Source organism: Streptomyces sp. NPDC007991 (assembly GCF_042958445.1).
Classification (GTDB): Bacteria; Actinomycetota; Actinomycetes; order Streptomycetales; family Streptomycetaceae; genus Streptomyces.
In genome coordinates this window covers 37759-57412 of record NZ_JBIBJD010000022.1, presented here as the reverse complement: position 1 = coordinate 57412, position 19654 = coordinate 37759, and the positions used below count along the sequence as shown (strand labels likewise).

At 68.6% G+C, this 19654-nt stretch carries 27 protein-coding genes; 11 read left to right on the top strand and 16 right to left on the bottom strand.

The annotated features are described in order from the left end of the window. Positions 1-70 precede the first annotated feature (70 nt). The gene (locus ACFZDA_RS39755; RefSeq protein WP_391091121.1) at positions 71-817 is read left to right on the top strand and encodes a hypothetical protein; all 747 of its coding nucleotides are present in this window, start codon (positions 71-73) and stop codon (positions 815-817) included. A 291-nt stretch (positions 818-1108) separates the two neighbouring features. On the opposite strand, the gene ACFZDA_RS39750 is transcribed toward ACFZDA_RS39755, so the two are convergent. Continuing rightward, entirely contained in the window at positions 1109-1312 is a 204-nt protein-coding gene (locus tag ACFZDA_RS39750) for a hypothetical protein (RefSeq protein ID WP_391091119.1), read from the bottom strand. 277 nt (positions 1313-1589) lie between these two features. Here ACFZDA_RS39750 and ACFZDA_RS39745 point away from each other — a divergent pair, with 277 nt between their 5' ends. Beyond that, a complete protein-coding gene (locus ACFZDA_RS39745; protein WP_391091117.1) occupies positions 1590-2666 on the top strand; it encodes a hypothetical protein in 1077 nt (358 codons plus the stop codon). Here ACFZDA_RS39745 and ACFZDA_RS39740 read toward each other — a convergent pair. The 10 genes from ACFZDA_RS39740 to ACFZDA_RS39695 form a co-directional block, all read right to left on the bottom strand. After that, positions 2663-3052: a hypothetical protein gene (locus ACFZDA_RS39740; protein WP_391091115.1), complete on the bottom strand. Its 390-nt coding sequence runs from the start codon at positions 3050-3052 to the stop codon at positions 2663-2665. The genes ACFZDA_RS39745 and ACFZDA_RS39740 overlap by 4 nt on opposite strands. After that, on the bottom strand, positions 3049-3549 hold the full coding sequence (locus ACFZDA_RS39735; protein ID WP_391091113.1) for a hypothetical protein: 501 nt from the start codon (positions 3547-3549) through the stop codon (positions 3049-3051). Before ACFZDA_RS39735 ends, ACFZDA_RS39740 begins: the two co-directional genes overlap by 4 nt. After that, entirely contained in the window at positions 3546-3683 is a 138-nt protein-coding gene (locus ACFZDA_RS39730; protein ID WP_391091111.1) for a hypothetical protein, read from the bottom strand. The genes ACFZDA_RS39735 and ACFZDA_RS39730 overlap by 4 nt, the downstream gene beginning before the upstream one ends. Positions 3684-3700: 17 nt before the next feature. Beyond that, positions 3701-4108, bottom strand: a complete 408-nt coding sequence (locus ACFZDA_RS39725; RefSeq protein WP_391091109.1) for a hypothetical protein — start codon at positions 4106-4108, stop codon at positions 3701-3703. Beyond that, positions 4105-4455 (bottom strand): hypothetical protein, encoded by a 351-nt coding sequence (locus ACFZDA_RS39720; protein ID WP_391091107.1) that lies wholly within the window; start codon positions 4453-4455, stop codon positions 4105-4107. The genes ACFZDA_RS39725 and ACFZDA_RS39720 overlap by 4 nt, the downstream gene beginning before the upstream one ends. Continuing rightward, positions 4452-4979 (bottom strand): hypothetical protein, encoded by a 528-nt coding sequence (locus ACFZDA_RS39715; protein ID WP_391091105.1) that lies wholly within the window; start codon positions 4977-4979, stop codon positions 4452-4454. The genes ACFZDA_RS39720 and ACFZDA_RS39715 overlap by 4 nt, the downstream gene beginning before the upstream one ends. A gap of 118 nt (positions 4980-5097) precedes the next feature. Further along, positions 5098-5457, bottom strand: a complete 360-nt coding sequence (locus tag ACFZDA_RS39710; protein ID WP_391091103.1) for a hypothetical protein — start codon at positions 5455-5457, stop codon at positions 5098-5100. Positions 5458-5611: 154 nt separating this feature from the next. Beyond that, positions 5612-6685, bottom strand: coding sequence for a hypothetical protein (locus ACFZDA_RS39705; protein ID WP_391091101.1), 1074 nt, complete (start codon positions 6683-6685; stop codon positions 5612-5614). Between the two features lie 2 nt (positions 6686-6687). Beyond that, positions 6688-7149, bottom strand: coding sequence for a hypothetical protein (locus tag ACFZDA_RS39700; RefSeq protein WP_391091099.1), 462 nt, complete (start codon positions 7147-7149; stop codon positions 6688-6690). Positions 7150-7467: 318 nt separating this feature from the next. Further along, positions 7468-8076 (bottom strand): hypothetical protein, encoded by a 609-nt coding sequence (locus ACFZDA_RS39695; protein ID WP_391091097.1) that lies wholly within the window; start codon positions 8074-8076, stop codon positions 7468-7470. Positions 8077-8552: 476 nt separating this feature from the next. On the opposite strand from ACFZDA_RS39695, the gene ACFZDA_RS39690 reads away from it, so the two are divergent. After that, a complete protein-coding gene (locus tag ACFZDA_RS39690; RefSeq protein WP_391091095.1) occupies positions 8553-9101 on the top strand; it encodes a hypothetical protein in 549 nt (182 codons plus the stop codon). Positions 9102-9470: 369 nt separating this feature from the next. On the opposite strand, the gene dnaB is transcribed toward ACFZDA_RS39690, so the two are convergent. The 5 genes from dnaB to ACFZDA_RS39665 form a co-directional block, all read right to left on the bottom strand. After that, positions 9471-10868, bottom strand: a complete 1398-nt coding sequence (gene dnaB / locus ACFZDA_RS39685; RefSeq protein ID WP_391091228.1) for a replicative DNA helicase — start codon at positions 10866-10868, stop codon at positions 9471-9473. Positions 10869-10911: 43 nt separating this feature from the next. After that, positions 10912-11931, bottom strand: coding sequence for a hypothetical protein (locus ACFZDA_RS39680; RefSeq protein WP_391091093.1), 1020 nt, complete (start codon positions 11929-11931; stop codon positions 10912-10914). A gap of 230 nt (positions 11932-12161) precedes the next feature. Beyond that, positions 12162-12446 carry a hypothetical protein gene (locus ACFZDA_RS39675; protein WP_391091091.1) on the bottom strand — a complete coding sequence of 95 codons (285 nt, stop codon included), beginning with the start codon at positions 12444-12446 and terminating at the stop codon, positions 12162-12164. Positions 12447-12685: 239 nt separating this feature from the next. Then, on the bottom strand, positions 12686-13417 hold the full coding sequence (locus ACFZDA_RS39670; RefSeq protein ID WP_391091089.1) for a GntR family transcriptional regulator: 732 nt from the start codon (positions 13415-13417) through the stop codon (positions 12686-12688). 135 nt (positions 13418-13552) lie between these two features. Next, positions 13553-13777: a hypothetical protein gene (locus tag ACFZDA_RS39665; protein WP_391091087.1), complete on the bottom strand. Its 225-nt coding sequence runs from the start codon at positions 13775-13777 to the stop codon at positions 13553-13555. A 283-nt stretch (positions 13778-14060) separates the two neighbouring features. Here ACFZDA_RS39665 and ACFZDA_RS39660 point away from each other — a divergent pair, with 283 nt between their 5' ends. The 8 genes from ACFZDA_RS39660 to ACFZDA_RS39625 all read left to right on the top strand — a co-directional run bounded on the left by ACFZDA_RS39660 (position 14061) and on the right by ACFZDA_RS39625 (position 19637). Beyond that, complete coding sequence (locus tag ACFZDA_RS39660; protein ID WP_391091085.1) at positions 14061-14222, top strand: hypothetical protein; 162 nt, start codon at positions 14061-14063, stop codon at positions 14220-14222. After that, positions 14222-14515: a hypothetical protein gene (locus tag ACFZDA_RS39655; RefSeq protein WP_391091084.1), complete on the top strand. Its 294-nt coding sequence runs from the start codon at positions 14222-14224 to the stop codon at positions 14513-14515. Before ACFZDA_RS39660 ends, ACFZDA_RS39655 begins: the two co-directional genes overlap by 1 nt. Then, on the top strand, positions 14512-14826 hold the full coding sequence (locus tag ACFZDA_RS39650) for a hypothetical protein (protein ID WP_391091082.1): 315 nt from the start codon (positions 14512-14514) through the stop codon (positions 14824-14826). Before ACFZDA_RS39655 ends, ACFZDA_RS39650 begins: the two co-directional genes overlap by 4 nt. After that, positions 14826-15326: a hypothetical protein gene (locus tag ACFZDA_RS39645; protein WP_391091080.1), complete on the top strand. Its 501-nt coding sequence runs from the start codon at positions 14826-14828 to the stop codon at positions 15324-15326. The genes ACFZDA_RS39650 and ACFZDA_RS39645 overlap by 1 nt, the downstream gene beginning before the upstream one ends. Before the next feature lie 97 nt (positions 15327-15423). Then, on the top strand, positions 15424-15606 hold the full coding sequence (locus ACFZDA_RS39640) for a hypothetical protein (RefSeq protein WP_391091078.1): 183 nt from the start codon (positions 15424-15426) through the stop codon (positions 15604-15606). A gap of 15 nt (positions 15607-15621) precedes the next feature. Next, positions 15622-15837: a hypothetical protein gene (locus ACFZDA_RS39635; RefSeq protein ID WP_391091076.1), complete on the top strand. Its 216-nt coding sequence runs from the start codon at positions 15622-15624 to the stop codon at positions 15835-15837. A gap of 20 nt (positions 15838-15857) precedes the next feature. Then, complete coding sequence (locus ACFZDA_RS39630; protein ID WP_391091074.1) at positions 15858-17369, top strand: DUF2637 domain-containing protein; 1512 nt, start codon at positions 15858-15860, stop codon at positions 17367-17369. A 300-nt stretch (positions 17370-17669) separates the two neighbouring features. Beyond that, the gene (locus ACFZDA_RS39625; RefSeq protein WP_391091072.1) at positions 17670-19637 is read left to right on the top strand and encodes a hypothetical protein; all 1968 of its coding nucleotides are present in this window, start codon (positions 17670-17672) and stop codon (positions 19635-19637) included. Positions 19638-19654 lie beyond the last annotated feature (17 nt).

Sequence of the window (19654 nt, the reverse complement as noted above, 5' to 3'; positions counted from 1 at the left end):
GGAGCCGACTTCGTCCCTCCGGTCCAAGACCAGCCCGGATGTCGCACCCGGGCTGGATGCCCTGGCTTCCATGCTGGAAGTCGGAGAGTTGTTCTGGGTGCAGCAGGATATGGCAGCTCTCGCCATGCACGCGGGCCAGGAGTTGGCCGCCGCACGGTGGGCGACCGCCGACCGCCCCGCCCCGTGCGGGCTGCTGTACTGGCAGGGAGGCGTCGGCCACATGGACGCCGAGGGTGTGCAGGTTCCCGTGGAGGCGTGCGCGTGGGGCCCGTACCAGGGGGAGCTGATGGTGTGGCTGCTGATGTCCCGGGCCCGGCTGGTGGCAGAGGTGGCTCCGCTTGCCCAGGAGTTCACGCTGGATGAGCCCCGTATGCCGCCGCTGCTACCGATCTACGGCGGCACGATCCCGGTCACGGGGGAGCCGCTGTCGATGGCGGAGATCGATCCGCAGCTTCCTCAGCCGGTTGTTGCAGCGCTGGCGTCGGCGTGGCTGCTGATGCAGCAGCCGCTCCTCATCGACCGTTCACGGGAGCGCGCCGATAGGCCGACCGCTCGCGCCTACGCCCGGGATGGTCTGCCCTCGCCCGACGTCACCGTGGTCGACCTGCGCCGCCAGTACACGCCGCAGGACCGGGACGTAGACGCCGGTAGCGGCCGCAACTACAAGCACAGGTGGATCGTCTCCGGGCATTGGAGAAACCAGGCTTATGGCCCGGGCCAGTCCCTGAGGCGGCAGACGTGGGTGCCGTCTTATGTGAAGGGCCCGGAGGGGGCTCCGTTGCTGTCGACGGAGAAGGTGAACGTCTGGCGCCGGTAAGCACGACCGCCCCACCACGACGGGGGATGCGTGGTGGGGCGGAAGACAGTGCGCCCGCCCGGCTGTACCGGACCTCCCCGGGTGCCACGGTCTCCCGCAGCAGACGAGCGAACGCTCCGCCCAGGATGACACGCCCCACCGACAACCGTCCCGAACATGCGCGAGGCCCGTCCCCCACCGTCAGGGGGCGGGCCGATGCGCTGCTTGAAGCCTGCCATGAGGCGCTGACAGCTGGAGGCCCGGCAGGGTGCTGGGGGCACGCCTGCCGGGCCGGTCTCGTGCTGTGGGTGGTCAGCCCCAGCCGGTGTCGTACGGGGTGACGGACGGGCCGCCAGTACGGTCGGTGGGTGGTGTGCCCCAGCCGGTGTCCTGGAGGGTGTCGGCTCCCCATGCGGTGTCAGGTGGGGTTCCGGTGGCGGTGTTGATGGCGAGCGTTCCGGCGGCCGCTGCGGTCGCGAGGGCGATGCCGGCGAGGATTCCCCGTAGTTTGTTCACGGTCGGCGGTCCCCTTTCATTCGGTTATGGGAAACGTTAGCGGGGCGCCTGACCCGTTCCCATACACCTGTTCCTGCTGCGAACCCCCTTTTGCCGTACGCGTGTTCTGGCAGTAGACGCGCAAGGTGTCGGGGGAGGATCTGGTGTACGAGCGTCGGGGGACGCCCCGCGGCTAATCTGCCGTAGCGTCGTGGGGTATTCAACGGCTTGCGTGTGCGGGTGTGCGCGGTGCGGGAACCCGCAGATGATCTATGGTCCGGTACCGGAAGGATGAGCGTTGGCCACGGCTTTTTCGGAGAGTGACAACAGCGGGCCTTTGTCCGCAGCAGCAACCCGCTTGTATGGGGCAATTGCCCGGCAAGAATGGGAACTTGCCGACACACTCCAGACCGACCATCCGAACGCCCGCACCGAATTGCTGCACTGGGGACTCATCAGCGACGAACATCAACCGGTGGCCCGGGATCCGCAGCAGGCCTTGCGGGCGGCGGTGACCCGCGAACTGTGCGAAGCGCGCCGCCGCATCGACCTCGTCGCGAGCATGCCGGACCTGTCCCGTGATCTGATCCGCGAGTACCGGCAGGTGCAGCTGCGTGCCGGCGGGGCGAGCGTGTACTACGCCGATCAGGGCGCGGTCAACGCGCGCCTCCAGGACCTCATCGGTGACGCCCGGCGGGAGATCCTCGCCGCGCAGCCCGGGGGGCCGCGTAAGCGGGAGATGCTGGAGACGGCGGTGGCCCGCGACAGTGCCGCTCTGGAGCGGGGGGTTGAGATACGCACCCTCTACCGGGACACGGTGCGGGATCACCCTTTGACGGCGGAGTACGCGCGCACCATGTCGGCCCGCACCACGGGACGGCCCGCCCGGTACGCGACGCTGGTGGGGGACTTCGAACGCATGGTCATCGTGGACCGGGAGTACGCGTTCGTGTCGGATCACATCGTGGCTGGCTCGCCTCCGCACGCGGCGTGGCTGGTGAAGGACCCTGCGGTGGTTGCGGTGCTGGCGAAGCAGTTTGAGGCGTCGTGGCAGTGGGCTCAGCCGTGGACGGGGGAGCTGCGCGCGCGGGGCGCTGTGGACACGGTTTCCTGCGCGGATGGGGTGCGTACGGACCGTCAGCAGCGGGGCATCATGCGCTATCTGTGCGCGGGCGAGTCGCAGGCGGCCACGGCCCGCAAGCTGGGGGTGTCGAAGCGGAAGCTGGAGGAGGAGATCGCGGTGCTGAAGGCGCGGTGGGGGGTGCGCACTCTGAACGAGCTGATCTTCCAGTACGCGCTGTCCCCGGACCGGTTGGTGGACGACAGCACCCCGGAGGCCGGGTTAGACCGCGCTAGACGGGGCGCGGCGGCCTAGTGGAGTCCCCAGAACGGCTTCAAGCATGAGTCCATGCAGGCCTTGCCGTCGTGAGGGAGTCCGACGCCATCGGCGCCGTCGATGTCGTCGGAGTCGAAACGGGTAAGTCCATGCCAGTACCACTCGCCCTTCCGGGTCAGCCAGGCAGTATCGATGATCGAACCGTGCTCGATCAGGCCGGCCCGGTCGAGCACGGCGAGGACCAGGTAGCGGGCGCCGGCATCGGGGAGCAATGCCAGGGCGTCGGTCTTGCTGCGGAAGGCTGTCAGCAGGTCGCGGACCAGGTCGTAGGAGTCCTCGGGGAAGCCGCAGCACAAGCCCAGCTCTTCGTAGAGGAGCCGGTAGACGTGCTCACGGATGTGCAGGTCGTTGGTCTGTTCGGTCACGGCTGGTCTCCTCGGGTCGCGTTGGACGGCTGCACGCCCTTCAGCACGGCCAGTTCCCGCTGCACGGCGGTGAGCTGGGCCAGGTACTCGGCGGCCTGCGCCTTCCAGTCCGGCGGCGTATCGGGGCGGGGGACGATCCGGCCGGTCATGAACCGGTCCCAGCCTTCCAGCGCGTGTTCCAGGTCCCGGATACGGCCGCGCAGACCATCAGGGTCGCGGTCTTGGCGCAGCTCGGCGACCTCAGCCTCGAGGCGCCGCATGTCGGCGGCGGTGCGGACCTTCTGCCGCTCCCGGCCCTTCTCGTAGCCGCGGGAGAACGCGGCCCGGCGCTCCTCCCGCGGGCACTCCTCAATCCACGTAGCGAGCTCTGCGGCCGCGTCCCGGTGCTCCTGGGCCCGCTCGGGCTCTTCCTGCTGAAGTTCGTCGATGCCGCGGTAGTCGTAGAGGCGGGACAGCTTGTCGGCGAGGCGCTGCTCCTGGGTGGGCTGTTCGGTCACGGCTGGTCGTCCTCTTCGAGTGTGGGCTGTTCGTAGCGCGGGGTGAGGTCGATGGCCTTTTGCCCGTCCAAGGGGCGGGGTGTGGGCTGCTCCAGACGGCCCTTCACGTCATCGATGCGGTGTAACACCTCCACCCTCGAGACAGGGCGCCTCACTCCTCGTCCCCCTCGTCGTCCGAGACGGCCTCGATGCGCAGTCCGGGCTGCTGCACGTCCACGGTGTGGGTGCGTCCGTCCGGCGACTTGACGATGAAGCCGAGGCCGCGGTTGCCCGCGCTGGACCACTGCCAGGCGTCGGCGATCTCCCCTTCGAAAGTGACGCGGACTCGGGTGCCCTTACGGGCCAGTGCCCGGAGCCTGGCCTCCTCGTCGCTGAGGGCGTGCATGGGCCGCGTCTTCGGCGGGTGCATGACGGTGACCTTGGTGGGGCGCAGGCCGGGTACCGGGTTCTTGCACTTGCAGGCGACCTGGTCGGGGTCCGGGGGCTGCACCTTGCAGGACTTGTCGCACTGGCGGCAGTACCACACCAGGTGCGTCGTCTCGGGCATGGGGTCGGTCACGGTTGCTGCGCCTCCTCGGTGTTGGAGGCCGCACGGCGCTTGGCGGCCCAGTCGGGGTCGAAGGTGAGCGCGGGGCTGAGGGGCGGGTCGTTGCGCCCCTTGGAGACGCGCCAGGCGTGCCAGGCCTTCCGCGGGTTCCGAACGAGCCAGGCTGCGACCTGGGTGAGATTCTCGACGGACAGGAGGACGTACACGACCCACCAGCGGGCACTGTGTCGGCGCATGGTCCGGTCGTACTTCTGCCAGTGCGCCCAGTCGGACAGGCGGTGGGCGGGCCTGTAGCGGCCGAGGGCGTACCCGGCGGCGAGCAGACCCAGGGCCGCGGCCGCGGTCGTCAGCAGGCTCACGTGGTGGGCTCCTTGTTGTCGAGGGCCTGGATGGTGGTGCAGGGCCAGGCCATGCCGCAGTCGTTGCAGCAGCCGTTCGTCTTGCCCAGAGTGTGCAGGGCGCGGACGCGGTCGACGTCCGCCTTCCAGGCCGCGTTGGCGTTCCGGCTGCGCTGCGCCTCGTCCACGAGCTGGGGCCAGTTCAGGTGCAGGCCGGCGTCCAGGGCGTGGGCGAGCGCTTTGCGGGTGACCTCGTGCGCCACCATCACGTCGGATGCGGTGCGCGGCCGCCCGATGCTTTTGCCTTCGGTGACGGAGGCTCGGATCCGCTCGAGCTGGGCGTTCACCTCGTCGGTGACGAGTGGGGCGATGGCACCCGCGATCCAGGTGACCCATTCGCGGATGCGTTCGGTGCCGGGTTCGTCGTGGAGTTCGGCGTTTTGGAGGCCGAGCAGCATGGTGGGGCCGATGGTGCGCTTGATGCGCCCGGCGAGGTCGGCCAGCTGCTCCTCGGTGAGCGTGGCCGGGGTGGGCTGGTCGGTCACGGGCGGGTCCTTTCGGTTCGGCGTGCGATGCGTCGGCGTCGGGTGAGGCAGAAGGCGGTGTTCACGGCCAGGGCGACGGTGATGCACACGGCCACGAACAGCCACCGCTGGCCGGGCGTCACCCGGTGTGCCGCTCAGCAGCGTGCTTCCGGGACAGGGCCAGGGCGTCCGCGCGTACGTCCTCGGGGACGCTGGTCGCGGTGACCTGCACCCACGGGTCGGGCTCCTCCCACAGGGATCCCTTTTCCCCCATCCACTCAACGGTGACTGGGATCGGGCCGTCCATGGTGAGGAGGTCCTGGTAGTCGCCCCAGGTGTGCGAGGGTCGCCTGCCGCATGCGGCGTGAACGAGGACGGCCTGGCCCTCTTCGATCTCGAGGAGGTACTGGTTGTCGCCGGGCGGGCACTGGCATCCGGTGTCGTCGTAGTCGGTGTCGTCGTCTGCGGGCTCGTTGACGGGCTGGAAGTTGAGGGTCATGCGGCTTCCTCGTAGGTGGTGGGCTGGGTGTGGGTTCAGGGCGCTGTGCGGGTGCGGGAGGTGGTGCGGCGGGGTCGGGGTGGAGTGACGCCTTGGTGGCCGCACAGCAGGCCGGAAACGGCCACCACCAGGGCGAGGTACGCGGCGACACCCGTCACGACTGCGGGCCGTCCTGCTGCGCCTCGGCGGCAGCCCGGGCGACATCGACCACGTGCCGACCACAGCTCGGGCAGAGGTCCCACGGGTAGACGTCGTTGATGGTGAGCGGAATGTCCTCGCCGTTGGGCCGCGGGCAGGCCACGCAGAAGGTGCGTCCCTTGCCGCTGTAGGCCACGGGCTGGCGCGGCGTCTCGTCCTGCCGGGGCTGGGTGGGCTGCGCCGCGGCGGCGGTCTGGTAGTCGTGCCACTCGTTGCCGTCTTCCGGGCACGTGGTGCACCGGCCGGGGGAGACGGGGTCCTCGCCTTCGCTGCGCGTCAACTCCGGGTGGCCGCACTCTGCGCAGGCGGTGGGCTGCGCCTCGACGGCCATACGGCGCAGCGAATTGACAGCGGCCCGGGATCGTCGCAGCCGCGCCACTGTGGACTCGCCCCAGTTGTGCCGGGCTGCAAGGTTCAGCATTGCCAAGCCGTTCTCGCATGCCTGGTCGTGCTCGTGGTCCCTTTCGCAGTCCCAACCGACTAGGACGCCGTACAGCCACGCGTCGCTCCGGTGGGAGCCCCAATCACGGCTGCCGTAAGTAATGATCTCTTCGAGGCGTTGCAGAGCGTTGGCGGCTTCGGTCAGGACGGCGGCCCGGTCCACCGGCGCGGACAGCACCGCCAGCACCGCATCGGCGGCCGTCCTGCGGTCAGTGGGGTGAACCCAGTAGCGGAGCGCCTCGGCGATCCGGTCGCGGAGCGCGACGGAGTCGGCGGGTGCGGCGTCCGGGTCGTGCAGCCGGGCCTCCGCCGCCAGCCACGCGGGCCAGCCTTCCGGGCCGTTCTTGAAGTGCGTCGTCACCTGGCCGTCGGCGGGCTCGCCGAAGCGCGTCCAGTTGCCGGTGACGGACGCGTCCACCGTCGCGGGCTTGCCGTCCCGGGCCGCGCTGTAGACCAGCTGGATCAGCACCGGCTTCAGGCCAACGCCGGGGGCGTGGCTGCCGTCCATCTCGTCCTCGGTGAGGATCGGCGCGCCGGTGATGCCGTAGCGGATCTTGTGGGCGTAGGGGGTGCGGGTGGGCTCGGCCATGGTCAGGCCTCCTTCGGCTGGGCGTACCACTGGAGTTCGGTCGGCAGGTGCAGCCACCACGCCTTCTCCGTGTAGGCGGCCGGTCCCGTCATGTCGGCGGAGGCGATCCGCCATCCGGTCCCGCACAGAACCGTCCGCATGACCCCGCAGGAGCAGGACACGTACGCCTGCCCGTCTCTGCCAGGGCGGGTGTACACGCCGTCGGTGCGCGGGTGGTGGGCGTCGAAGGCGGTGGTGTGGTGGGGGCAGAGGTGGAGGGTGAAGGAGCCGCGGCACTGTTCGGGGTAGGACAGGGTGCGTGGCTGCCGCCGGGTGTAGGGGGGCCTCGGGGGTGGGACGGGGATGTGATCGGTGGACTTGATGATCCGCCATCCGTCGGGCGCGTCTTTCCGGTCTTCGCCGAGTTCGGTGGTTTTGCAGCGGGGTCCGTCGCATAGGAACCGGTACAGGGTCTGTGTGGTCATGGCGGGGGCGGCTCCCGGGTGTTGGGGCGTAGTGGCAGCCTGCCGTGTTTCGGGCAGGGCGTTCCCCCGGCGTGGATGGTGGGGGTGAATACCCGTCCACCATACCGTCATAGACATGGCCCCGCAATGCGTAGTGCGGGATGCGTCACCCGGATCCGGGCATGAAGAAACCCCCGGGCGGACCGCCCCGAGGGTCTCAACCAGCGTTTCCCCTCACCCGGTCTTCCGTGGGGTCGTGGGGGCGCTTTAGGGAGCAACCTCACGTACCCGGGCCGCCCTGCCAGTGTCTCGGCTCAGGCCGGGCACGTTCCCCTGTGGTTACTCGGCCAGGATCCGGGCCACGATAGGGCCGGCGTCGTCGTTGATGTGCTGCGCCACGGTGAACACGGCTTGCCGAGCCTCATCCAGAAGCGTGCGCCCCTCATACGCGGTGGGCGTGATCAGGTGCGGCCATTCGCGGCCGGACACCCGTACAACCGTCGACGTCAGGACCGCAGTCTGCCGGATGGTGCGGGGTTCGAGGTGGGTCAGGTATCGGTCGCCGGCGAGGGCGGTCTCCGTATCCCAGTCCTGCCACGCGTACGGGAACCTCTTGGGTCCGCTACCAATGTGGTGGTGCCGCAGGGGGATGTGGATTTCGGCGTACAGGGAGCCGTCGTCTTCGTCGCGGTGCAGGGTGACTCGGCGCAGGTCGGGGCGTACGCGTACGTACCCGGGGGCCATGACTGGCGGGGTTGCGACTCGCCATGCGTGGACGGCGAACTCTTCCGGAGTTTCGATCGGCGCTGGTTCGTCGGACCAGCCGTCGCGGAACTCGTCGGGGCGTTGCCGTAGGTAGGCCCCGTACCGGGAGATGCGGTCGTCTGCGTACTCCTGGTCGTATTGGTCGTCCACGTACACGAGGAGCTGGTCGTTCCATTGGGGCATGGGGGGCCTTTCGGGCGTTGTCGGCAGCCGGGCCAGTCTTCCAGGCTGCGGAGCGCTGGTGGGGCGGTTGGCGGGTCCCGGGGCACCATGCCTGCCCTGAGCGCCTGTGCGCCCCTCCAGCCCCTCTCCCGGGTCCGCGCGGCGTGACGCACGGTCCACCCATGGGGGACACCGCAGAGCAGGCGTGCGCGGGCCGGGGCGATGGAACCGACTGTCCGAACGGAGAAACCGAGACGCTGGTGGACGGGGTGCGATGCGAGGAGTGCTGGCACCACTACGAACGGGACGAGACCGAACGTGGCCGCCGACCAGCAGACGATGACGGGCTGACGCGGCCGTTGGGGGATCCGGACGAGGCCGGACACCGCGGGAGTGCGGCGTAACGGCCACCGCATGACGGCAAGGTCGACCCGGAGAAGCTCCTCGAGGACGCCGGGCAGCCGTAGCGCCCAGCACGCGCACGGCAGGATGACCGCATGGACCAGGGATGGGCGGCCATCGTCGCCGCCATAGCCGCCGGCTTCTTCGGCATCACGGGCGTCTTCGCCGGCATCGTCGTCGGCCGCCGGCAGACAGTCGACCAGGCCGCGGTCGAGCACGGCCAATGGCTGCGTGGCCAACGGCAGGAGGCCTACATCAAGTTCCTGGAGGCATGGGAGCAGGCCCTGGCTGACTTTGAGCAGTTCGAACATCAGCCCGAAGCCTGGTTTCGGGTCCCTCCCAACGCGGATCCGGAGCCGTACTACGCACAGTTCGACGAGGCCGTGACTCGGCCGATCAGTCGGCTGCGGCCCTTCTTGGAGCGAGTGACGATCCTCGGAACAACGGAGGTTGAGGCTGCTGCTGTGGCCCTGAACAAGGTGCTCACTGATTTGCGGGATGTCCTGTGGCGGGGCTTCGACAGCGATGGGCCCAGCTGGGTGGCGTACCGGCGGGTTCTGGAGCGAAGCGATGACCAGCGCCGCTTGTTCGTGAAACGGGCGCGGGAAGTGATGCTGACGGCGCCGCGTCCAGGTGCTGAGTGACGACGCTGGACATGGCACCGCAATGCATACGTCGGGACCGATGAAACGGCGGCGGCATCAGATAGTGCGTACCGGCGAGTAGTACGCGGCGCCGCGTACTACCAGCCCTCGTCGAAGTGCGGCGCGCTCCTGCTCAGGTACCGGTGATCACCAATCGGCCGGTTTCGCACCCGTTCCGCCCGGGGGTGCAGTGCCCGGGGCGCATAGCAGTGCCGGCACAGCCAGCGCCGCCACCGTTGCGGTGACCAGCCGTGCGGCTCCGTGAAGGCCATGGCCTGCTCGCCCATGCGCCCAGTATCCCGCGTTCCCCGCCGGATGTCCCGACAACGCCCCCAGACCGGTGGGTCCAGGGGCGCCGTGCGCAGCGGATCAGGTCTGCGCCATGTCGACAAACCGGGAGTAGTGCCCCTGGAACGCCGCAGTGATCGTGGCGGTCGGACCGTTGCGGTGCTTCGCCACGATCAGATCAGCTTCGCCAGCCCGAGGAGACTCCTTCTCGTAGGCGTCCTCCCGGTGCAGCAGGATCACCATGTCGGCGTCCTGCTCAATCGCGCCGGACTCCCGCAAGTCGGAGATGACGGGCTTCTTGTCGGTGCGCTGCTCAGGTCCGCGGTTCAGCTGCGAAAGGGCGATCACGGGCACCTCCAGCTCCTTGGCGAGGAGCTTCAGGTTGCGGGAGATCTTCGATACTTCCTGCTGCCGGTTCTCGGACCGCGTGTCCGACTCCATGAGCTGGATGTAGTCCACGACGATCAGGTCCAGGCCGTTCTTCGCCTTGCGCTTCCGGGCCCGGGATCGGATGTGGTTCAGGGTGATGTTGGGGGAGTCGTCGATGTACAGGGGCGCGGCCTGGATGTCGGGCATGCGGCGGGCGAGGCGGGTCCAGTCGTCGTCGGTCATGGTGCCGTTGCGCATGTGGTGCAGACCGACGCGGGCTTCGGCGGAGTTGATGCGCATGGCGAGTTCGTTGCGGCCCATCTCCAGGGAGAAGATCTGGCTGGTGCGGTTGTGCTTGATGGAGCAGCAGCGGGCAAAGTCGACGGCCAGGGTGGACTTTCCCATGGCGGGGCGGGCGGCGATGACGATGAGCTGGCCGGGCTGAAGCCCGTTGGTGAGGGAGTCCAGGTCGCGAAGCCCGGTGGGGACGCCGGTGATTTCGTCCTTGCGGTTCTGGTTGGCGTCGATCTCGTCGAGCATGCCCTCCATAACGTCGCCGAGGGGGACGTCTTCCTCATCGGCGTGGGAGACCTCGGTGGCGGTGTAGACGGCGGTTTGGGCGGCGTTGCAGATGTCGGCCAGTTCGCCTTCCTGCGCGGTGGCCATGGCGGCAATCTCCGTGCCGGCCCGGTGCAGACCGCGCAGGACGGCCTTCTCGTGGACGATATCCGCATAGTAAGCGGCGTTCGCCGCGGTGGGCACGGTCTGTACGAGGGCATGCAGGTAGGGTGCGCCGCCGATTCTGGCGAGTTCGCCGTGCTTGGTCAGCTCGGCGGTGACGGTGATCGGGTCGGCGGGGTTGCCGTCGGTGTAAACGCCGAGGATCGCCCGGAAGATCGTCTCGTGCTTAGGGGCGGCGAACTGCTCTGCCTTCAGGATGGCGATCACGTCGGCGATGGCATCAGCGGACAGCAGCATCCCGCCGAGGACACACTGTTCGGCTTCCAGGTCGTGGAGCGGCTGCCGCTCAAAGTCGCTGTCGTCGCCGCTGCGGGCCTGCGCGGGTACGCTCATGAATAGATCTCCGTTCAGGGGGTCACACGGCGGCAGGGGCCTTGCTACGGGCTCCCCTGCCGCCGTTTTGGTATGTGGCTCAGACGCGGGTCGGCTGCGCGGGCACGTACCCGGGGTGGCAGTGGCAGCGGGCCATCCCGGTGTCGGTCTCCACCATCCGCTGCGCCGGGGACATCGGCTCACGGCCGTCATTGCACTCGCCGCACCACGGCTTGCCGACTGAAGCAGCACGCATTGCAGCCTCAGGGTTCATCTGCGCGTGTTTCACCAGGTCCGTCCAGCCCTTAGCGCCCAACTCGGCGGCCAAGGTGCACAGATTGCCTACGGACCGCCCCACAGACAGCAGACCATCAGCCGCCGCGCGCACCGACCGAACCGCATCCGGCCGCGGCGGTAGGCCAGCGGTATCCATGTAGGCGGCGATGTACGCATCGACGACCTTGTCTCCGTCGCTGGTTCCACTGGAAGCGCCCGGAAGGGGAGGGGTGTCGTTCTTCGGCTCTGCCGCTTCTCTCTCTCCAGCGCCAGCAGAGGTCCCTGGTGCAGCCGAGGACGGCGAGGCACCCGGGAGAGGAGAGAACTCTTTCAATTCCTTAGAAGACTTTATGGTGGCAGATTTTGCTACCCGTGCCCGTCGATTTTTGCTACCCGTGGCGGGCTTGCTGGCGGACGGGTGGTCATTTCTGCTACCCGCTGACCTGCGGGTTTGTGTCTGATCTGACGGGTGGCAGATTTTGCTACCCGTTCCGGAGGGCTGGCACTCGCCGTCGATGTCGTGACCGCCGGGGCAGCCCGGCTCGTGTGCGCCGGCGAGGTCCCAGACCGGAGGCCTCCGGTCTGGACGGATATGCTCGACCAGCTTTGGATCGCCGGGGATGATCAGCCCGCGACGGGCCAGCTCCCGCAGGTGCGCCTGCGCGGCGCGCGGCGACATGATGCACTCCTTTGCCAGGACCTCGGATCGCGCGAAACAGCCGCTCATCTTCCTCGGGCCATTGCCCGCGTGGTTGGCTACACGCAGCATGATGATCAGTTCGCCGGTCTTCTCCAGGTTAGGAAACGCGACCTCATCGACCCACGTTTGCCCCTGGTAGCTCACCGGGATCCCTCCACCGTGTGGAGGATCATGTGGGGGCTACTTGCCAGCCTTGCCTTAGTACCGGGTACTCTCAACACCGAGATACCTGCTCTCGCGCGTAGGACTCATGACCCAGCGGATTGGCCTCCGCGGGTATTGCTGTGGACACGGCCGGCAGGGGTACTGCGACTCCTGCTGGCCGTTCCGCGTTTCCGGGCCCGTGGCTGCGACACAGGTGGCCGGGAACGAGATCATTCTTCCGCTTTGCTCCGCTTCCGTTCCCCCTGATTGGGGCCACGGCCACCGCGAGTCGGCCCGGCCTTGAAGTAGGCCAGAAAGACACCCGTCTCCATGGTTCGGGCGTTGCCGACCTTGATGTAGGGATGCCTGCCCGGCTCGTCGCCGAACGGCCAGTCTTCGGCGGTTCGGGCGATGTACCTGAGGCCGTCTGGGGTGATGCTCTCGACCAGGCCAGCCGTGATGAGGAGCTGCGCGCCCGTGGTGAAGGTGACAAAGGGGGGATCATTTCGAGTCACAGGGCACCCCTGCGACCATCGAACTTCGATGTTCTCGAAGTTCTCGCTAGGCTCGACACGTACAGGTCCTTCCTCTAACGGTGGTCTGTGCGGGCCGCGCATGTCTTCGCAGGACAGCGGCCATCAAGGGCGGTCGGCGGGTTGTGGTGACCGGCCGGCCGCCCGCCTCTCACGGCGGGTTACGCATCGTTCCGAACTCCTCTCCGGGCACCAGGGGGAACGTCCCCGCCGAGCCCTGGTTACTCCTCATCGACCTGCCACAGGCCAGGCGCGTAGATGTCCTCCCAGTACTCCAGCGGCCCATCCTCGTCATGGAAGACGTTCACCAGGACGAGAACCGGAACAGCGGCCTGAGGGGGAGCGTCGACTTGCAGCAACTCAAGCTCGTTGGTCGATGCGAAGCGTGCCCCGCGTCGCTCCGGCAGCTTCGTCACGACTCGGTCAGTGCGCTCTGTGTAGATCTCCTGCCAGAAGCGGCCCATAGGTTCGCCACTCATGAGCTCCGGCACTGCGTCCAGGGCCCGTGGATGGATGCAGGAGAACGCAGCGATGGTCGGCACGTCCCGACGCGTGAACACCCGAGTGCGCAGCACGATCTCGTCGTGCAGATCAACACCCAGCGATGCGGCGATGTCGGGGTCCGCGCACGACCGCATGGCCGCAGTGTGCTTGATGGACTTCTCCTTGGGCCCGTACGGCAGGCCAGTCCTCGAAATTCGGCGTAGCCGCGCCGCTCCGGTAGCCGCGACGTTGGGTCGGTCGGCGACTTTGGTGCCCTGGCCCACGGTGCTTACCGTCAGTCCATCGGCCTTCAGGATCTGGAAGGCCCGGTTGACGGTCGTGATGGACGCGCCGAACTGCTCCTGCACCTCCCGCTGGGACGGCAGGCGATCGCCAGGAGCGAGCGTGCCGTCGGCGATCTGCTGACGGAAGTATGTGGCGATCTCCGCATATCCGGTCCTACTGCTCATGCACTCGCCCCTTTCTGTCTCGAGAGTGTGTTGGTAGAGCACTCAGTAGAGCATTACTGTAGTCCTCTGTCGGGCGGGAGTCTCCTCGTCCGCCTGGACTTCGAGTGGGGGGTGAATGGGGATCTTGGCTTTCGATCACTCACCCGACTCTTCCGCTTGTCGCTTCTCCTCCAAGTCGGTGCGCCGGCCCGGCTGGAGGACCCGCGTGTCGAAGTACTCGTCGACCTTCTCGGTCGGGTACTTCGGGCGCGTCGAACCCTCCACGAAGACTGGCTTCGGGAACTTCGGGTCCGATCGGGCGATGCGGTGTACGCGCTGGCGGCTCAGGCCGCAGCGCTCTGCGATCTGCGGGATGGTCACCAACGGTGGACCCTCCTTCTTTCTCTCGTTCGCCAATGTCGCTCCCTCAGTATGGCCCAACCCTGTTGACAAAGTCCACCAGGTGATGGACTCTAGTTTCAGCACAACGAACACGACCCCGGCCGACATAAGCCGGACCGGGGCCGCGCGTCCCAAGCGGTGCTCGCAACACCACGAAGGACTAGGAACCGCCCTACCTGCCACAACAGGAGGCACGATCCCCATGAAGGATCGCACAGCACCCGTATCTATGGCACCGCGCCCCGTGGACAACGTCCACCCGGTGTCTGACTCCACCGTCCTTGAGACGTTCCCTGCTGGCGCCCCTCGTGGGTCGTGGCCGGCGGAGGAGTTCGCGGCCGCGCGCCGCGCCGATGGCATCCCCGCCACCGTCGTCATGGACCTCGCCACCGACACGTTCGTCGTCAAGGCGGTGACGGTCTGATGGATCAGCAGGCTCTCGCCCAGCAGATGCTCTCCGGCGCCAACGCCGCCCGGTTCGTCTCCGCCGTAACCGACATGACGGCCGCGCTGCCGCACCCGGACGGCCCCACCATCCGCATCACGATGACCCGCATCGCCGACGGCAAGCACCTCCAGGACGTCGACATCGACGTGACGAACCTGTGGGACCTCGCCCAGCACGCGCACCACAAGGCGGACAGGGCCCGCGACACCGCCCCGGCCCCCGCGCCCACCAGCAAGTCGCACCTGCGCCTGGTGGGGGGTGCGGCATGAGCGAGCAGCCCCAGCACACGCCCGAAGAACTCGCCGCGATCGAGCTCGCCCACGGCCTGAAGAACCTCGGCCCCGACACCGACCGCGCCCTCATGGTCACCCTGCGCCTTCCCTCCGGCCGCTACGTCGAAGACGTGTGGCTGTCCAAGAAGGACATCGAGAACCTCGTCGACGCCTCCCTCGCGATCGGTGAACGGCAGGCCCTTGAGGAGGCGGCCGCGCCGCTGCCCCTCGCGGAGGACGACCTCACCGAAGACGACATCGACGACGTCGTCCACGGCTTCGAGCACCTCCTCGGTGGCGAACTCTGATGGCCGGCCACCACGTCCACACCGAAGGCAACGCCGTCCCGTCCGTTGACGGCACCGAACTCGGCGACATCCTCGACCGGCTCGCCGACCTCGGCGACCCCGACATTGACCTCATCGTCACCGCATTCCGCAACCTCGCCCACCGGCGCCACACCATCACCACCACCCAGGTGCTCGCAGTCGCCCTGACCGGAGACCCCGACGCCCTGGATGTCACCGCAGCCGCCGCACTCCTCACCGCCCGCCTGTTCAACGCCGACACCAACCCCGCACTGCGCACCCTGCCCTTCGACCAGCAGGAGGAAGCCCGACAGCACGGCAAAACCACCGCCCACGAACTCACCGACCCCGACCTGCGCACCCCGGCCGCCGAAGCCAACGCCGCCCTCGACCCGCGGAAGGAGGTGCCCGCCGTGAAGTGCCTCACCGACGAACAGCGAAAGGAGCTGTCGAAGAAGGTCGACAAGGCCAACAAGCAGTCCCAGAACCGCCCCAAGTAGCCCCCCGACCAGGGCCCGTGCCGCCGCCCCAGCGGCCGGGCCCCACCCCCTCTGGCCTCGCCGGAGGCCGCATCGACCAGCCGCAAAGGAGCAGCTGATGACCGGACACGAGTTCGCCCAAGCCCACGGCAACGACTCCAGCACCTGGACCAGCGCCGACTTCGAAGCCGAACTCGTCCTCGCCGAGAACGACGCCCTCCCCGCCTACCGCTTCATCCACGCCCGCCGCACCAAGACCGCGCAGACCGCCGCCCCGGCCGACCTCACCCCCGCCGCCTGAACCGGAAGGACCCCCATGGACACCACCGACCTCGTCGCCCAGACCCTCGACGCCCTCAAGCCCATGCGCAGCTGCGACAAGCCCAACCAGCAGCAGCTCCGCGAGGCCGATGTCCGCGCCAAGGCCGCCATCGCCTCCGCCCTGGACCGGATCGCCGGAGCCCTGGAGGAGCTCGCCGCCAACACGGCCCCCGCCACCACCGTCGAGCCCGCCATCCACCACAACGCCTGACCCGAAAGGACCTGATCCCCGTGACCACCACCCCGGCCGGCAACGAGCCGAACCGCCCCCACCAGGACGGCCCCCTCGCGCCCACCGCGCCGGGGACACCCACCCCACAGCCCCTCACCCGCACCCAGAAGATTCTCACCGGCATCGTCGTCGGCGCCGTCCTCATCATCGCCACCCTCGGCTTCATCGGCTCCTACAGCGCCGTCACCAAACTCGCCGCCCTCAAAGGCTTCGGCGAGTTCGCCCACGCGTTCCCCATCGCCGTCGACGCCGGCATCATCGCCTTCCTCGCTCTCGACCTCCTCCTCACCTGGCGCCGCATCCCCTACCCCCTCCTGCGCTACACCGCCTGGGGCCTCACCGCCGCCACCATCGCCTTCAACGCCGTCGTCTCCTGGCCCGACCCCGTCGGCACCGGCATGCACGGCGTCATCCCCGTCCTCTTCGTCATCGCCGTCGAAGCCGCACGCCACGCCATCGGCCGCATCGCCGAGATCGTCGCGGACAAGCACCTCGAAGGCCCCAACACCTCCCGCTGGCTCCTCAACCCGGCCGGCACCTTCATCCTGTGGCGCCGGCAGCGGCTGTGGGGTATCCGCAAGTGGGACACCGTCCTCCAACTGGAGCGGGAGCGCCGCATCTACATCGGGCAGCTCCGCCAGGAGCACGGCCGCTCCTGGCGCCGCAAGGCCAACGCCGCACAGCTCCTCGTTCTCCGACTCGCCCGCGACGGCATGAGCATCCAGGACGCCATCGAACTCCCGCAGCGCGAAGCACAGAAGCAGGCGGAAGCCGAAGCGAAGCGTGAAGCCGAAGCCCGGGCGAAGGCCGAAGCCGAAGCCGAAGCGAAGCACCAGGAGGACCTGCGGAAGGCCGAAGCCGAAGCGAAGCGCCGAGCCGAAGTAGCCGAAGCCGAAGCCGCCGAAGCGCGCGCCCGAGCCGAAGCCGAAGCGGCCACCGAAGCAGCTCGACTCGAAGTCGAAGCGAAGCGCCGAGCCGAAGCCGAAGCAGCCCGGATCCTCGTAGCCGAAACCGAAGCGAAGCTCGCAGCGATCGCCCGGGAGCAGCAGGAAGCCGAAGCCGAAGCCGAACTGAAGCGCCGCCAGCGCTCCGCCGAGGAAGCCCGCCTTCAGGCCGAAGCCGCACGCCAGGCCCGCGAGCAGGAAGCAGCCGAGGCCCAGCAGCGCCGGGAGAAGGAGCTTCGGGAACGCGCCCAGCGCATCGCCGCACAGGCCGCCGCCACTTCGCCTTCCACTTCGGGAACCGCTTCAGCTTCGGCGCCCAAGCCGGGCACCACTTCAGGTTCGACTTCGGGTTCGGTCTCCGCACTCGGCGGCCGCGGAGCCAAGAAGCAAGCCGAAGTCGAAGCGGTCCTCGCCCGCCTGGTCGAAGCCGACGACCCGAAGGCCTACCCGCTTTCCGAAGTGATGGCCGACTTCGGACTGACCCAGACCACCGCCTACGACCGGCTCGCGACCGCCCAGCGGCTGTACGAGAACACCCAGAACCCGAAGTCCGAGAAGACCGCCTGAGGAGCCGTTCGTGCCCCCCACCCGAACCCAGCCCGATCTCACGGAAAGGAAGTGCAGGAGGTGAGCGCACAGCCGATTACCCCCTTCCAGATCAGCCCCTCAGCGACCTCCCCGGACGCTACTGCGAGTGACATTGCGGGCGGCGGGGCGGGGCGGGGCGGGGCCGACAACGCCACACAGGGCCCCCTCGTGGTCGTTCAGCAGCCTCGCGGCGCTTCCCCGCCCCGCCCCGCCCCGAGCCGCACCCAGACCAACAGTGACAATTCACTGCGAAACGGATACGCGGCGATCTCACACAGCGTGAGCGGCGAAACAGCCGCCATCGGCCTCGGATTCCTCGCCGCCGGCCCCATCGGAGCCATCATCGGCGGTACCGCACTGCCCGTCCTGCTCGCCGCCTCGATGTGGCGGGCACGCCGCCGCGACCACGACGAGAACACCAACAGCGGGGCCAGCGACAACGGTTCCGGAGGATCCAACTCGGGCCGTGACCGTTCTGGCCGCGACCGCTCCGGCTCAGGCGGAGGACGCGGCAACACCGGCGGCCGCAGGGGCAGCGGAAACAACGGCGGCGGTGCCGGTCGGCACCGGTCGCCCAACGGCTCGGGGGGCGCCAGCCAGCACAAGACGCCAAAGACTCCCAAGGCCGGCAACGGCTCCGGAACAGGCCTCGAAGGCGGCGTCAAGAACCGCAAGCCCAAGGTCAAGGACCCGGTCGCCGACAAGCTCAGCAAGGCCGGCAAATCCCTCGCCGGCAAGTTCAAGAACCGCGGCAAGAACGACGGCAAGGGCCACGGCCCCAAGCGCGACAAGGCCGACAAGAACGGCCTGGGCCGGAAGAACGGCAAGGACACGCCCGGCGCCGGCCCGAAGGGGCCCAACGCGCCGAAGACCAACAAGACACCGAAGGATCCGAAGGCCCGGAAGGACCACAGCGGCGAGTACAGCGACGACCGGCCGTGGAAGGGCCGTGGCCACAAGGACAAGCCCGGCAGGGGGAAGCGGGACCAGCCGGCCAAGGGCAACGACGACGCTGCCGCGACGTCCGCACCCGATGGCCTGGACCCGAAGAACCCGAAAGGCCCGACGGGGCCGACGGGGCCGACGGGCGGCACGGACCCGGTTGACGACCGGATCGACCTGGTCCGCGCCAGGCGCGAGAAGACCGCCCGCCGCAAAGCCATCAGGGCCGGCAAGAAAGCCGCGGAAGAAGCCGCACGCGGCGGCATCTGGGGCGACCCCCACATCGTGAAACTCGAGGTCATCCGCGAAGAAACCAAGAAGGTCGACCTCGAACTGCACCGCCAGGACCAGCTGCTCGCACTCGCAGCCGGCACCGAACAGCGAAGGAGCACCCCCGTGACCTACCCCGTCGCCACCACCCAGCCCGCGGGAACCCGCACGGCTGGCGTCGCGATCGCCCGACAGATCGACATGCGGGGATCACACGCATACCGGCTCCTCGTCGCCATGGCCGAACAACTCGCCAACGGCCTCCACAACGACGCCGACGCCGACATGGCCGACCACGTCATCGAACTCGCCGGGATCCCCGCCCTGTGCCGCAACCTGTCCCTCGCCGTCCGCGAAGCCGCCGCCGCCCTCCAGAAGACCGCCCCCCTGCACCCCTCCGTCGTCAAGCACCTCAACAACGCCGCCGTCTCCGCTCTCACCGCCGCCCGCATGGCAGACACGATCATCGTCGTGTTCGTCCAGGCGCACCGCGAGGACATCTACCGCGTCATGGAACCCCGCATCGGCGAGGAACGCTGGAACATCCGCAACGCCGCCGGCACCCTCGACGCCGCCAAGCTGCGCGCAGCGATCATGTCGTCCGGGCAGAAGCGCCTCGCCCTCCCCGCCGGCAGCTCACAATCCGGCGCGGCCGGCAGCGGCTCGGGCAAGCTGGTGCCCGCATCCGACGCCAGCACCAAGAAGCTCGTCACCCTCATGAAGGGCTTCGACCGCGGCCACATGGTCCTCTGCCTGTCCGAAGTCGCCGGAGCCGCCGGAGGCGTCGAAGTCGTCGCCGACGCCGTCACCAAGCTCTACCGGCGCATGGCTAAGACGTGGCCCACCGAGAACGTCGTCGACGACACCGTCCTGGCGACCGCCTCCAAGGTGAAGAACGTCGCCGCCGAACTCCGCAAGGCCATCAAGGCCGCTCAGCGTGCTCACCAGCGCGAACTCAAGCTGAACGCCAAGCCCCGCAAGGGCGCGAAGTCGGAGTCCAAGTGGGACGTCGTCGGCCGCCCCGGCCGCAGCTAAACCCCCAGAGAGGAGAT